Origin of the sequence: Acinetobacter sp. YH12097, from assembly GCF_013419225.1 — a bacterium.
GTDB classification, from domain to species: domain Bacteria; phylum Pseudomonadota; class Gammaproteobacteria; order Pseudomonadales; family Moraxellaceae; genus Acinetobacter; species Acinetobacter amyesii.
The window spans coordinates 94,866-109,042 of record NZ_VPAN01000003.1 but is presented as its reverse complement, the minus strand read 5'-3'; the positions used below and the strand labels follow the sequence as shown (position 1 = coordinate 109,042).

Genomic DNA, 14,177 nt, shown 5'->3' with positions numbered 1-14,177 from the left:
TACTTCATGTACAACCATCATTTTAAAGGCGAAGCTATAATCACGTTGTGTGCGTTTAACTCGTTGTTCTTGTGCATGTTCCATAAAATAAGTCTCTTAAGGTGTAAACTTATTTCAGGACGGGACATAAAGAAAAAATAAAAAAGCCATCGGTATCGATGGCTTTGTGTGCGGATTTTATCTGTATATCACAGCGGAATTATAGATAATTCCCTTCACGCTCAGGTTGATAGAGCACTTTAATGATTTTGACTTTCATGGTATGACCATCAGGCTGCGGCCATTCTATTTCCTGCCCTTCAGCCAAACCTAAAATGGCAGCGCCCACTGGAGCCAAAACATTGACTTGACCTTTATCGCCACGAAAATCATGTGGATAGACCAGTGTAATTTCGGTTGCTTCTGTCGCAGGTGCAATGTTAATGAGAACTTTGGCATTCATACTCACCACATTGGCAGGGACATCTTGTGGAGCAACCACTTCAGCGCGCGCCATCTCATCTTCCAAATGCTCCATCGTCGGCGTCAACTTAGACTGATGCTCCAACATGGTTTCTAAGCGATGTAAATCTTGTTCTGAAAGAATAATATTGGGTTTATTCATATAAAGTTCCTTTGCGACCTTGCCAGCAGATCTATAGCGATGGGCAAATTTTTTTGTTATCTCTTCTTCTGTTATATCAGAAATATAAATGTTTAGATAACTTTTGAATTTTTCTGATGACATAAAAAAAGCCCCCTTGAGGGGGCTTTTCTCAAGTCTGTTTTATTTTGCGTAAACTGGGAATTTAGCGCAAACAGCAGCAACTTTTTCTTTCACTGCAGCAATTACAGCTTCGTCACCTTTGCTGTCTAGAACGTCAGCGATCCAGCCTGCAAGGTCACGTACTTCAGCTTCGCCAAAACCACGTGTTGTTACAGCAGGTGTACCGATACGGATACCTGAAGTCACGAATGGAGAACGTGGATCGTTTGGTACTGAGTTTTTGTTCACAGTAATGTGAGCAGCACCTAACCAAGCATCGGCATCTTTACCAGTAATGTCTTGTTTAATTAAAGATAATAAGAACAAATGGTTCTTAGTACCGCCAGAAACAACATCATAACCACGTTCGATTAGAACTTCAGCCATTGCTTGCGCATTCTTAACAACTTGTTGTTGGTAAGCTTTATATTCAGGCGCCATTGCTTCTTTGAAGCAGATCGCTTTAGCCGCTATAGCGTGAACTAAAGGACCACCTTGGTTACCTGGGAATACAGCTGATTGTAATTTTTTCTCGATTTCTTCGTTTGCTTTCGCAAGGATTAAACCAGAACGTGGACCACGAAGTGTTTTATGAGTAGTCGTTGTTGTTACGTCAGCAATTTGTACTGGGCTTGGGTAAACGCCAGCAGCAACTAGACCAGCTACGTGAGCCATATCTACGAATAAGTAAGCGCCAACTTTGTCCGCGATATCACGGAAACGCTGCCAATCAACAACTTGACTGTAAGCAGAGAAACCAGCAACGATCATTTTTGGTTTGTGTTCGTCAGCTAGACGTTCAACTTCTTCATAATCGATTTCGCCAGTTTCTGGGTTCAAACCGTATTGAATAGCGTTGTAAGTTTTACCTGAGAAGCTAACTTTAGCACCGTGAGTCAAGTGACCACCGTGAGCCAGGCTCATACCTAAAACAGTATCGCCTGGGTTAAGAAGCGCAAGGTAAACTGCAGAGTTTGCTTGTGAACCAGCGTGTGGTTGAACGTTTGCATAATCAGCACCAAACAATTCTTTAGCACGGTCAATGGCCAATTGTTCGATCACGTCTACATACTCGCAACCGCCGTAGTAGCGTTTGCCAGGGTAGCCTTCTGCATATTTGTTAGTAAGTTTTGAACCTTGAGCTTCCATTACTGCAGGTGAACAGTAGTTTTCTGAAGCGATTAACTCAATGTGCGCTTCTTGGCGAGCATCTTCATTCGAGATCGCTTGAGCTAATTCAGGGTCAAATTGAGCAATAGAGGTGTTGGCAAACATTAGCGAGGTCCTATTAAATTAGGGCTTTTAAGCCGTGCTAAGATTGGCGCGTATTATAACAGAAAGTTTGTCTTTTCCACAGTTTGATATTTATTTAATTCCAAGTGATTATTATTCATTTTAACTGCTAATCTTTAGTGAATAAATGAATAATTACAGGAATTGGGGCTGATGGAAATAGACAATAAATTTACCGATTTACCGCATCATTCAATTTCCGCTCCAGCAGACATTCGATATTTTGAGATCCAAGAAAATTGGGATTTTTATCTTGATGAAATCGATGGAATACCCTCCAGCTATTTTTTGAATTTGGCTTTAGCTCAAAATGCTCCAATTCAGCCGCTTTCAAATTTGATTTGGGTTGCATTACAAATGAATCACCCTCGAGAAGATGGACTATCTTCCAGAGAGGAATATGATCTTTTATTAGAATTAGAAGATACCTTGATTTCAGCCATGACTAAAAACAAGTTAACTGTATATGTGGGCCGTGTAACGCGTGATACAAAAAGGCTGTTTTTCTTCTACGCTGCACCACATATTAATGCAGAGCAATCAATTCAGTCTGCCATGCAGGCATTCCCTGACTACCATTATAGTTTTGGTAAAAAAAGCGATAGAGATTGGAACATATATTTTAGAAACCTTTATCCAAATGAAGTGAATTTACAAATGATGTCCAATAGTAAAGTCCTTGAAAGTCTGCGAAACAATGGAGACAGTCTTGAAATTGCACGTCCAATAGATCATTGGATTTACTTTAAATCACTGAATGAACAGAGTAATTTCATTAAGAAAGTCGAAGACCTTGGCTTTGCTGTAGTTGAGAAAACGACGGTAGAAGAAAATGAAAACTATCCTTATAAACTGATCATTTCGAGAAAAGATCATGTAGATCAATTATCTATTGATCAATGCACATTGGTGCTTTTTGAATTAGCAAAACAGGAAAATGCGCAATATGATGGCTGGGAAACACAAGTCATTCGAAACTGAGGTCTTAAAAATAAAGCCTAATCAGATCAATTAGGCTTTATTTGCATGTTTAATTCGCTGGCATTAGAGATTTTACATCTAAGACAATTTCATCCCAATTCGCGGTATAAACTGTCGCATGATCCCATTTTGGTGTGATGGCATCGTCTGTATCCGTCACATAATTAATTTTAGTTCCTTTACTTGTGGCGAGCTGTATCAACACATCCGTTGCCGCTTTTGGAACTGTTGAGTCATTACTGCCTTGATAAATGAAAATTGGTGTACTCAATTTTTTGAGTAGCGGTTGAGAGTCTTGCTCTAAGAATTGTTTAACCACTTTAATGTTGGTCATAAAATTAGCTTGCGTTCGAGGGTAGCCATCTAATTTTCCATTCTTTTGTACATAAGCCCCCATTGCCCCACCTAAAGTTTGCCCTAAAACGTCATAACATACACTTTCAGCTTGAGCAGCGAGTTGGTCAGTTGGCGGGACAAACACTTCACTATATTGTAAGGTTGGTGTTGAGTTTCTTAAACCTGCTGTAATTAGCGATGTAAAGGTATCAAGCGGTGCAAGAATATTAATTTTCTTAATCGGATCGTCTTCAGCTGCGGCTTTTTGTTCACCTCCCCTGAGAATTAGAGCTAAGTTAGAAGCTGGCGCTACAGCCACTGCCCCCTTATAGCTTAACTGTGCACGTGAAGCATATTGAGCAGCTCCCAATGCTGCTTGCCCACCCTGTGAATGTCCTACAACTGACCATCGTTTTTCTGTGGTGTTTCCTAAGTTTTTACTCGCAGCAACCACTGCATCGGTAATGGAATATGCTTCACTTTTTAAATTTAAGAATGGATGCAACTCTTTACCACTCGGTTCACCCAAACCTTCATAATCAGGTGCAACTACCGCATAACCTGCTGCTAAAAGTTTTGCAATAAAATATTCATTACCCTTTAAGCCTTGTTGGCTTGGAGCACATTCATCAGCAACACCTGTAGTGCCATGCGCCCATGCGACAATAGGCCAACCTCCAGTGGGTTTGGTGCCTTTAGGCGTAAAGAGTAACGCTGTTGCTTGAGTTTCTGCACCATTCACGCCAAGCATTTTATAAGTCATCAATGTTTTATTGGCACTCACCGTATCCAAAACGGTATTAGCATTGGTATTAGCATCAATATAGACCTGTGTTTTTACAACAGGCGCAGCTATATTATTTTTTGGAATCCCATCATCGATAATAAATGACGAATCACCGTCGCTTCCTCCTCCACACGCGACCAAAAAGAGTGTGCTACTAACCAATACCGTTAACTTAAGTCGGTTCATCATCCCTTGTTCCTTCTATTTGTTGTTTTAAAGTCATTCCTAATGATTAATCGCATGGAATTTCAATACGTTCAAGCGATTTCAACGCCATTGATCATCCTATTCATTTATGAAGAATCACACCAACATAATAATACCCTGATTTAATTTATAATTTAATTTTTTAGATTAGATTTTTTAACAAAATAGATTTATGGACTATGCATGTAGCACATATTGATTTTCTCTATTTTAGATTTTGTCTTAGGCTATTTTGTCCGCGGTTCAAAAGTGAAAAACTCAAACTGCAAAAGTCACTTATAAACGTATGACTGCAGCAAGTACCTATCAGCAAAAATGACTACTCAAAATTCATCATCATTCAGACAATGGACGTATTCGAGAGCTGAATCAACTTAGTGCAAATCAAAGCTTTTTTCAAAGATTGTTAAAACAGATGTTTAATTGCTATGAGATCACATTCCAATAATAGCGTTTTATCATTTTAGATTATGATCATATGTTATGTGCCATTTTTGAATATCGTGATAGACAAAAGCCTTTAAAATGAGTCGATTTAGAAGATAATTAGCTTTACCGCTATAAAGGTTTTATTTCTGCAGACGCGATAAAAGCAGATTATTTATACATTACGCTGCCATCTTCATAATATTCCTACAAATAATCACAGCATTGGTTTGTCAGTGTGGATGTGATCATGTACATTCATAAACATTATTCAACATGCTGGAACTGGACATGCAAGCCATCATTCTCGACACAGAAACCCATACACTAAATGGACAACCCATCGAGATTGCCTATGCTCCAATTCAGGTGGCAGATGCTAAAATTACTTTAGATAAATCTAAAATTTTTGATCAACTTTATCGTTGTGATGAAGCGATTTCTTTTGCAGCAATGGCTGTACATCATATTTTAGAATCAGATCTTGAAGGTCAGCCCCACTACAGCAGTTTTGAGCTTCCAACTGAGACGACATACATCATTGGGCATAATATTGACTATGATATTCGCGCGCTCGAAAAATGTGGCGTAGATGGTTCAAAAATTAAAGCCATTTGTACCCTTGCCCTTGCTCGTCGAGTTTGGCCTGATGCAGAAGCACATAATATTTCTGCCTTGATTTATATGATCACCAAAGGCAGTGAAAAAGCCCGTGAAATGATCCGTAAAGCTCACCGCGCAGATATGGATATTATTTTAACTGCCAATATTTTGATGCATATCGTCCATCACTTAAAAATCAACAGCATCGAAGAATTATTTGAAGCTTCGGAAGATGCACGCATTCCACGCAGTATTAATTTTGGTAAACACCGTGGTACTGCAATTGCTGAATTACCTGCGGACTATGTGCAATGGCTATTACGTCAAGATGACTTAGACCCGTATTTACGCAAAGCTTTAGAAAATTCTGCTGTCATTACTTTATAAACCATTGATTATTTAATATTTTCTTAATATTACTGTCATTATCACTGCATAGGATTGCCTTAATTCTTTTGAGCTATGGAATTAAGGCATGTTCAACTATCAAAAAACTGAGCTGGGTTTTCAAACATTAAAAGACCGACAGCTCGCATTAAATGCAAGACAACGTCGTCTGCTACTCTTAATTGGTACTGATGACTTTAACCAAATGCCTGTGCATTATCAGCAGCGCATTGCTGAAGTGACATTGCTTGAGCAACTAATGGAACTTGGGCTGATTCAGCCAATTACAGCACATGATCATCTACGCCTTCAAAGCTCAGATTTTTCTGCTTTTAATACTCCTAAAAAAGCGCCTAGCAATACGTCCGATCTCAATACCTTTAGCCTTGCATCCGATTTCACAGCGCAAGAACATGTGACTTTTAATGAACTTTCAATGCCTACAATGGAAGTTCCTCAGACTCAGACTCAGCACGCACTGACGAACAACCTACCAATGGAGGCGATGGGCTCTACACCCCATCAACTCCCACAAGCCACACCTGAAACTACGACAACGAACGACCCTGTATTACCGGAAAAAACCGTTGATTTCATCGAGCATGATTTTGATGAGTTACAGAGTTTTATGTGCAGTTACTTACAGCGCTATTGTGGGCTGATGGCAAAAAAATTAATTCTTAATATTCAACAGGCCACGGATATTGCAGAATTAAAAGCCTGTCAGATGCAATGGATCACCTGTCTAAATGAATCCAATATTCAACCTAAACTCTTACAACATGCATTACAGCAAATAAATTACAGTTTAAAAAATCTGCAACAACTGGTTTAACTTAGAGACTTTTCCTCACTTCTCATTCAAAAAACAACTTAATGAGGTGAGTTATTTTCCCCACATATCAATATAAGAAATTGAATTTCATTAATTTTATATATTCACTTATTTCTTTTATGGTTTTAACCACTGTTTTATACGACCTTCCCCTAATGTCAATCAACAGTAAAAAATCGCAAGAATTAAACCGACCTCCCAGCGTTTGAGCATGTCAATGTCACAACAATTTTGTTTAGAATTTGATTCTTTCGATAATCCAATGCAACTCAGCAAAATTGGCAATTGGGTGTTTACATTCTTAACCTCACCAGACGAATTGCCCGATGTTCAATTGGCCATTACCTATGTCATGCCACGAAAAATTAGTGATGAATTACAGCCTCGACGGGTGGTCATTCAAAATACAGCCCTTGAAACAATTTGGCGTATAGAACAAGTCGAGTGCTTCAACAGCCAAACGAACCAAGAACTCACCTTTACAGCAGCTGAGCCACAAGCTCAATTGGTTTTAAACAGTATCATTGAGGAATTTGCCCGTTATGATGTCCCATTGGTATTCAAGCCTCTTTAATTTAAAGCGAATTCCAACTTATTTTTCATAAAGATTTAAGCTATCTCAATGATTTAACCAAAGTTAGCTAGACAGACATTAAATGAAAAATAATCCATACAGATTATTATTGCTCAATTCGTATACACTATTCTTGCTCAATAATTTTTGACCATGGATAATAAAAATGAATTTAGCCAATTATTCTAATGATCAGGCACTCATCCTTTTCAACCTATATAGCAGCCTTGAACAATGTCTAGATGCGATTGGACATCTGCACCTTGGACCAAAACTGGTGCTGACCGATCATGATGTATCAAAAGATCATATGATCGTACAACGTTTTCAAGCTGGGGTTTTAACTCAAGAAATCCAAGTGCGTAAACAAGATGTTGAACTGTCTTCTAGCAACCCAATGACACGCTATCAGTTACTGTCTTATATTTTGAATCAATTTAAAGCAGATCAAACAGCTTAAATTTCAATCTCTAAAAATAAAAAAACTCACCATTAAGGTGAGTTTTTTATTCATTCAATTTAAGCTTCTAAAAGCTTGTAAATACTGTCCGATTTTTGACTTTCAAAAAGTAGTTCGATACTGGGTAGGATGATTTCACCTGCAATAATGATATGTTCAATGCGATGAAATAGCGCTCTTGAATCTTCTTCTGAAGGATTACGCACCAAAGCTTGTGCTTCATAAACCTGACTAAATTGGTCCTTCACTTTAATATCGATCATCTGTGTCATAGTGACGTCTCTACTTGTTTTAATAATTGAATTTTTTATATCACACCTTTACGCAACAACCTGCTTTGTAAATGTTAGATTTCATGGCAATGTAAACTTATTTTACTTTAGTAAATATATATCAATAACATAGGTTGACTATTTAATTATTGTTTGACAAAAACACTATATTTTCACATTTTGAAAGACATTAAAAAGCCCGCATTGCTGCGGGCTCTATGTTGGAAGGCTAGTGCTGATTTCTTGTCTGTAATATTCAAAAACATCTTAAACATTACTAAACTCAACGAGCTGTCATTGATCCGTCCAACCTATTAGTAGCGTCTTGGTTATGACCTACTGTGATTTCAATATAGCACTTTTTTATCCCTTGCCAAGGGGTCGTGACACTTCTAAACATTTGATCAAATAAAATACAATTGATATTTTTTCAAAATAAGCGATCATAGCTCTGCCCAATGCTTGTGAAAGATTTAAATAAATAGGCCATTAAAAATAAATTCAACACTATCAATCTATAAACATTCTTTTCTCTTACTTTTAATTCAACCTTTGACAACCCTTGCATTAATTTCTGACTTGAATTTTAAGTCTGATATCCATTTTTAGCATTGCTTAAAATACTAGTAAGTAAGATTGCCGTCTCAAATTAAAATCTAAAACAAAAAAAAGCCCCTGTATCACTACAGGGGCTTTTTTGAATTTGGCGGAAGCGGTGAGATTCGAACTCACGGAGGACTCGCGCCCTCGTCGGTTTTCAAGACCGGTGCATTAAACCGCTCTGCCACGCTTCCATGTGCGCCATAATACGGAGGTTTTATTCATCTGACAAGTAAAAATTACAACTAAACCTTTCAAATGAATATTGTTTCGCCAAATCCTTAAAGTTTAGCCGCAAGCTCCGCACCTTCACGTATTGCGCGTTTCGCATCTAACTCTGCTGCTAGTTTTGCACCACCAATAATATGGTAATTGGCAAGGGTTTTCTCACCCTGTTCAGGCATCAAATGCTTCACCGATTCCTGACCTGCACAAACAACAATCGTATCTACACGTAATAATTGATCATGCCCTGCATGTTCAACCCAAAGCCCTTCATCAGTAATGGCCTTGTATTGAACACCACGCAGCATACGAACCGCATTTTTCTTTAATTGTGCACGGTGCACCCAACCTGATGTTTTACCTAACCCTGCACCAAGTGCAGTTGTTTTACGTTGTAATAAATAAATTTCTCGAACGGGAGGTTCGATCTCAGCAGCCTGCATACCGCCTTCTGTTACATAGTTTGGATTCGGATCAACACCCCACTCCCGCTGCCAATCCGCTAAAGGCATTGGTTGTGGCTGATGTGGCGGTTTGAGTAAAAATTCAGATACATCAAAGCCAATGCCGCCTGCACCAATCACAGCAACTTTATTCCCCACAGCTGCGCCTTTCAGCACTTCCGCATAAGACAAGACATTCGGTGCATCACTACCTTCAATATTCAAGCTGCGAGGAACCACACCTGTTGCAATAACAACTTCCTCAAACCCTTCACGTTCAAGTTGTTCACGGTTTACACGCGTGTTTAAACGCAGATCGACACCCGTTTTTTCGATTTGAACTTTAAAGTAGCGAATCGTTTCGTGAAATTCTTCTTTGCCCGGAACGACTTTCGCCAAATTAAATTGACCACCTACCTCTGCACCAGCTTCAAATAGTGTCACCGCATGGCCTCGGCTTGCCGCTACCGTTGCAGCAGACATCCCAGCAACGCCACCACCGACGACTGCAATACGCTTCGGTTTTTTGGTCTTTAAATAAACCAATTCAGTTTCATATGCCGCTCGTGGGTTGACCAAACACGTCGCACGCTGATTTTTAAAAGTATGATCTAAACAGGCTTGGTTACAGGCAATACAGGTATTAATTTCATCGACACGGTTGGTCGCCGTTTTATTTACCCAAAACGGATCTGCCAAGAATGGACGTGCCATCTGCACCATATCCGCCTTGCCTGAAGCTAAAATTTCTTCAGCAGTATCTGGCATATTGATACGGTTGGACGCAATGACAGGGATCGCAACATGTTTTTTGACTTCAGCGGTATAGTCCACAAACGCTGCGCGAGGCACTGAGGTCACAATTGTCGGAATACGTGCTTCATGCCAACCAATCCCCGTGTTCAATAACGTCACACCTGCTGCTTCCAATGCTTTAGCAACAGTAATGACTTCTGCCATGGTGTTCCCATCATGAACCAAATCAAGCAATGACAAACGGAAGCAGATAATAAATTTCTCACCCACTTCAGCACGTATTGATTTTACAATATCAACCGCAAGACGCATACGATTTTCAATCTCGCCGCCCCAACGGTCAGTCCGTTGGTTGACATGACGACTTAAAAATTGATTCAGCAAATAGCCTTCTGAACCCATGATTTCAACACCGTCATAGCCCGCTTTTTGAGCTAAGCTTGCGCAGCGTACATAGTCGTCTATCGTGTCTAAAATCTGTTTATCACTCAATTGACGCGGTTTAAAAGGTGAAATCGGAGATTTTATCGGACTCGCTGACACTGCAAAAGGCTGATAGCCATAACGCCCTGCATGCAAGATTTGCATTAAAATTTTGGCACCATGCTTATGCACTGCATGAGTCACCAATCGATGTGGAGCGATATCACCTAAAGTATTCATGGTACCGCCAGCAGGTAACAACCAACCTTGACGGTTTGGCGAAATACCGCCTGTAATAATCAGGCCGACACCACCTTTCGCACGCTCACCAAAATAAGCTGCAAGCTTAGGATAATTATAAAAACGATCTTCCAGCCCACTATGCATGGACCCCATCACGACACGATTTTTAATCGTGGTAAAACCCAAATGTAAAGGTTTTAAAATATTTGCATAGCTAGTCGTTGTCATGCTGAATCCTTATTTTGGCTTTGCAACTTGTTGCATAATACTTTAGCGGTTTTTTTATATTTTGGGATGACAGTTTAGAAAATATTCTTCGCTTTTATGGTCAATACCGCCTGATATATAAATCCTCTAACCATAAAAAAAGCCGTGATATTTCACATCACGGCGTGTTATTTTTAAAAGCATTATTTCCAATGGTTCAGCTTACTGGTTTGCCCAATCCCGACATTAAAGCTATTGGTTGGATCCAGTTTTTGATAATGATTTTTTAATGCAGGCTTGGCAACATATAAATGTCCAACATTGTGTTCCGCAGGATATTCAGCACCACGATCATCGAGTAAATGCCACATTGCATGTTCCATTACCAAAGGATCTACACCTTTTTTCACAATATAATCTTGATGAAAAACATGACAGAGAAAATGTCCATAATAGAGTTTATGGATAATTTGCTCATCCATGGCTTTCGGCAAAGTTTCTACCCACTCTCGATCATTGCGACGTAGCGCAATATCCAGCGCAACAATATCTTCCACTTCCGAACGATGCGTATCACGATAACGAATTGCAGCACCCGCCACCGCAAAACGATGTAAAAATGCCTTACGCCCTTCTTCGTCTGTGCATTTAAAATAATTGCCTGCCGTTTTATCTAAAAAATACGTTTTCAAATACGCATCAACTTGATCAACATCCTGATTTTCAATACGAATCATCAAATGATGTTCATATAAATCACGGAAGGCATTCATCCGTTTCGGCAAATGATTCGGCAAAAATTTTGTCACTAGCTGCAAGACTTTATCTGACAAACCTCGCAAGCCCAGTTTTTCTAAATAGCCATCGACTTTATCTTTCATGGCAAAAGCAGCTGGAACTTTTGCCGTGCCAAATTTTTCAATAAATACAAAAGAATCTTTGCCGTACTCAGCCCCAATGTCATATGCCACGCGATGAATGTACTCACCTGCAATCGGCAAGCGCGGCAAATCTTTTAGTAAAAAACGGCGAATTTCCGTCAAATCATCATGTGAATTGGTTCCTACATAAAACACCTGACTTGGAATCTTTTCAAAGGTATCTAAACGTACGGCAAAGACACACACTTTACCCGCTGAACCCGATGCTTCAAATAGTCGACTCGGATCTGCATTAAAACGTGCAGGCGTATTTTCATCAACTTGTTTAACGTCATGTGAATAGCGCTGATCAGAGGCACAGCAACTTGAATTATTCACAATGTCATTGATTTGATATTTTTTATTTTCTAGCGCTGTGAGGATTTCTTCAGGCGTATTGCCAAGATTGACACCTAAATGATTGATCAGCTCCAATTCACCTGACTCATTCACTCGTGCATACAGTGCAAGCTCTGTATAGGCAGGACCGCGGCGCACCAAAGCACCCCCTGAGTTATTGCACACGCCGCCCAAAACCGATGCCCCAATACATGAAGAACCAATCACCGAATGAGGTTCACGATTAAATGGCAGCAAATCTTTTTCAAGTTTGTCTAATGTCGCACCCGGTAGACAAATCACTTGCTTGCCTTCATTAATCACTTGGATGCCAACCAAACGGCGAGTACTTATCAGCACCACAGGACGGTCATAGTCATCACCAAACGGCGTTGAACCACCTGTCAGACCTGTATTGGCAGCTTGCATAATCACAATACAATTTGCATCCACAGCCGCTTGCAGCACTTGCCATTGCTCAAGCAAAGAGCCCGGTGTAACCACAGCCAATACTTTTCCTGCACCGTAACGGCGACCTTGGCGGTATAAACGTGTGTCTTTATCTTCAGTTAGAACATGTTGCTTACCGACGATGTTGATAAGGTTTTGAATGGTTTGTGATGATTGAGTTTGCATGCTCGTAGAATTTTCCATTTTCAATTTTTTCTCTCCTCGCTAAAGAGGAATTGCATTGTTGTGCAATGAAAAAATATTGATTTAAATAATTTTAAACAATGTAGGTTTATTTGCACATATCAAAAGTTTTTAGTCATTGTTATTAAAATCTATAATGAATATCCCTTCTCCCTTAGGGATGAGTAGCAATGCTACGCAAGAGGGTTAGGAGAATTAATCAATAAATACCTCTCCCTAACCCTCTCCTACAAGGAGAGGGAACTTTCATTTTTTAATTTTTTTTTTGATGACGAATAACTTTCCCAAGAGATCTATTCAAAAAATCACCCAGCCAACTCTTTCTCTAACTTCACCAAACAATCAGATGTAATATCCGCAATGGTTTTTGCACCTGTTAAGGTCATCGCAACACGCATTTCTTTATCAATCAGTTCTAGAAGATTGGAAACACCTTCACCACCCGCAGCACCCAAAGCATAGACAAAGGCGCGACCGAGCATACAGGTGTCTGCACCGAGCGCCAGCATACGCACCACATCTAAACCATTTCGAATACCTGAGTCCGCAAGAATTTTAATATCGCCTTTTACTGCATCTGCAATTGGCGGTAATGCACGCGCTGATGATAAAACCCCATCGAGCTGACGGCCACCATGGTTTGACACCACAATGCCATCTGCACCAAAACGCACTGCATCTTTGGCATCTTCAGGATCAAGTATGCCTTTAATGACCATCGGGCCATCCCAAAATTCACGAATCCACTCAAGGTCTTTCCATGAAATTGATGGGTCAAAGTTATTGCCCAACCAGCCGATATAATCTTCCAAACCTGTTGGTTTACCCAAGTATTTAGAAATATTCCCCAAGTCATGTGGACGACCTAACAACCCCACATTCCACGCCCAGTGTGGGTGGAAACACGACTGCATATAACGGCGCATGGCAGCATTTGGGCCGCTCATCCCCGAGTGTGCATCACGGTAACGTGCGCCCGGAACAGGCATATCCACGGTAAACACCAGAGTTGAACAGCCCGCTGCTTTGGCACGTTCTAAAGCATTTTTCATAAAGCCACGGTCACGTAGCACATATAACTGAAACCACATGGGACGCTGAATCGCTGGCGCCACTTCTTCAATTGGACAAACTGAAACGGTAGACAGCGTAAATGGAATGCCCTTTTTATCTGCGGCAACGGCTGCTTGAACTTCACCACGACGTGCATACATCCCGGTTAAACCCACAGGTGATAAAGCCACAGGCATCGATAAGGTTTCATTAAACAGTTGGGTTTCTAGACTCAGCTGTGACATGTCATTCAGCACACGTTGACGCAACGCTATTTTTGATAAATCTTCTACATTACGCTTTAAGGTATATTCGGCATACGCCCCGCCATCGATGTAATGAAATAAAAATGGCGGTAAACGACGACGTGCCGCTTCACGGTAGTCATTGGCAGAAGAAATAATCATG

12 protein-coding genes and 1 tRNA gene are annotated in these 14,177 nt (G+C 40.1%); 5 read left to right on the top strand and 8 right to left on the bottom strand.

What is annotated here, in order from left to right:
• Nucleotides 1-199: 199 nt before the first annotated feature.
• On the bottom strand, nucleotides 200-604 hold the full coding sequence (rnk, locus tag FTU37_RS03015; protein ID WP_180074340.1) for a nucleoside diphosphate kinase regulator: 405 nt from the start codon (nucleotides 602-604) through the stop codon (nucleotides 200-202).
• Nucleotides 605-766: 162 nt separating this feature from the next.
• Nucleotides 767-2,020, bottom strand: a complete 1,254-nt coding sequence (glyA, locus tag FTU37_RS03010) for a serine hydroxymethyltransferase (RefSeq protein ID WP_180123774.1) — start codon at nucleotides 2,018-2,020, stop codon at nucleotides 767-769.
• A 171-nt stretch (nucleotides 2,021-2,191) separates the two neighbouring features.
• On the opposite strand from glyA, the gene FTU37_RS03005 reads away from it, so the two are divergent.
• Entirely contained in the window at nucleotides 2,192-3,019 is an 828-nt protein-coding gene (locus FTU37_RS03005) for a DUF695 domain-containing protein (protein WP_180107240.1), read from the top strand.
• Between the two features lie 49 nt (nucleotides 3,020-3,068).
• Here FTU37_RS03005 and FTU37_RS03000 read toward each other — a convergent pair whose 3' ends face one another.
• Nucleotides 3,069-4,328: an alpha/beta fold hydrolase gene (locus FTU37_RS03000; RefSeq protein ID WP_180123777.1), complete on the bottom strand. Its 1,260-nt coding sequence runs from the start codon at nucleotides 4,326-4,328 to the stop codon at nucleotides 3,069-3,071.
• 738 nt (nucleotides 4,329-5,066) lie between these two features.
• Here FTU37_RS03000 and FTU37_RS02995 point away from each other — a divergent pair.
• The 4 genes from FTU37_RS02995 (at nucleotide 5,067) to FTU37_RS02980 (ending at nucleotide 7,634) form a co-directional block, all read left to right on the top strand.
• On the top strand, nucleotides 5,067-5,765 hold the full coding sequence (locus FTU37_RS02995; RefSeq protein ID WP_180089086.1) for a 3'-5' exonuclease: 699 nt from the start codon (nucleotides 5,067-5,069) through the stop codon (nucleotides 5,763-5,765).
• Between the two features lie 88 nt (nucleotides 5,766-5,853).
• Nucleotides 5,854-6,600, top strand: coding sequence for a hypothetical protein (locus FTU37_RS02990; protein WP_180123773.1), 747 nt, complete (start codon nucleotides 5,854-5,856; stop codon nucleotides 6,598-6,600).
• A gap of 217 nt (nucleotides 6,601-6,817) precedes the next feature.
• A complete protein-coding gene (locus FTU37_RS02985; protein ID WP_180123772.1) occupies nucleotides 6,818-7,174 on the top strand; it encodes a hypothetical protein in 357 nt (118 codons plus the stop codon).
• 166 nt (nucleotides 7,175-7,340) lie between these two features.
• A complete protein-coding gene (locus FTU37_RS02980; RefSeq protein WP_111885765.1) occupies nucleotides 7,341-7,634 on the top strand; it encodes a hypothetical protein in 294 nt (97 codons plus the stop codon).
• Between the two features lie 59 nt (nucleotides 7,635-7,693).
• Here FTU37_RS02980 and FTU37_RS02975 read toward each other — a convergent pair whose 3' ends face one another.
• The 5 genes from FTU37_RS02975 to lldD form a co-directional block, all read right to left on the bottom strand.
• Nucleotides 7,694-7,906, bottom strand: a complete 213-nt coding sequence (locus tag FTU37_RS02975) for a hypothetical protein (RefSeq protein ID WP_078189132.1) — start codon at nucleotides 7,904-7,906, stop codon at nucleotides 7,694-7,696.
• Between the two features lie 704 nt (nucleotides 7,907-8,610).
• Nucleotides 8,611-8,700: transfer RNA gene (locus FTU37_RS02970), tRNA-Ser, on the bottom strand.
• An 87-nt stretch (nucleotides 8,701-8,787) separates the two neighbouring features.
• Entirely contained in the window at nucleotides 8,788-10,824 is a 2,037-nt protein-coding gene (locus FTU37_RS02965) for an NADPH-dependent 2,4-dienoyl-CoA reductase (protein WP_180123771.1), read from the bottom strand.
• Nucleotides 10,825-11,006: 182 nt separating this feature from the next.
• On the bottom strand, nucleotides 11,007-12,698 hold the full coding sequence (dld, locus tag FTU37_RS02960; protein ID WP_180123770.1) for a D-lactate dehydrogenase: 1,692 nt from the start codon (nucleotides 12,696-12,698) through the stop codon (nucleotides 11,007-11,009).
• Between the two features lie 323 nt (nucleotides 12,699-13,021).
• Nucleotides 13,022-14,176, bottom strand: coding sequence for an FMN-dependent L-lactate dehydrogenase LldD (gene lldD / locus FTU37_RS02955; protein ID WP_078192909.1), 1,155 nt, complete (start codon nucleotides 14,174-14,176; stop codon nucleotides 13,022-13,024).
• Nucleotide 14,177: the final 1 nt, after the last annotated feature.

Excerpts from the sequence above, each read along its gene's own strand:
- FTU37_RS02975 (WP_078189132.1), bottom strand. The coding sequence starts at position 7,906 with ATGACACAGATGATCGATATTAAAGTGAAGGACCAATTTAGTCAGGTT.
- dld (WP_180123770.1), bottom strand. The coding sequence starts at position 12,698 with ATGCAAACTCAATCATCACAAACCATTCAAAACCTTATCAACATCGTC.
- FTU37_RS02980 (WP_111885765.1), top strand. The coding sequence starts at position 7,341 with ATGAATTTAGCCAATTATTCTAATGATCAGGCACTCATCCTTTTCAAC.
- FTU37_RS03000 (WP_180123777.1), bottom strand. The coding sequence starts at position 4,328 with ATGAACCGACTTAAGTTAACGGTATTGGTTAGTAGCACACTCTTTTTG.
- FTU37_RS02965 (WP_180123771.1), bottom strand. The coding sequence starts at position 10,824 with ATGACAACGACTAGCTATGCAAATATTTTAAAACCTTTACATTTGGGT.
- rnk (WP_180074340.1), bottom strand. The coding sequence starts at position 604 with ATGAATAAACCCAATATTATTCTTTCAGAACAAGATTTACATCGCTTA.
- lldD (WP_078192909.1), bottom strand. The coding sequence starts at position 14,176 with ATGATTATTTCTTCTGCCAATGACTACCGTGAAGCGGCACGTCGTCGT.
- FTU37_RS02985 (WP_180123772.1), top strand. The coding sequence starts at position 6,818 with ATGTCACAACAATTTTGTTTAGAATTTGATTCTTTCGATAATCCAATG.
- FTU37_RS02990 (WP_180123773.1), top strand. The coding sequence starts at position 5,854 with ATGTTCAACTATCAAAAAACTGAGCTGGGTTTTCAAACATTAAAAGAC.
- FTU37_RS02995 (WP_180089086.1), top strand. The coding sequence starts at position 5,067 with ATGCAAGCCATCATTCTCGACACAGAAACCCATACACTAAATGGACAA.
- glyA (WP_180123774.1), bottom strand. The coding sequence starts at position 2,020 with ATGTTTGCCAACACCTCTATTGCTCAATTTGACCCTGAATTAGCTCAA.
- FTU37_RS03005 (WP_180107240.1), top strand. The coding sequence starts at position 2,192 with ATGGAAATAGACAATAAATTTACCGATTTACCGCATCATTCAATTTCC.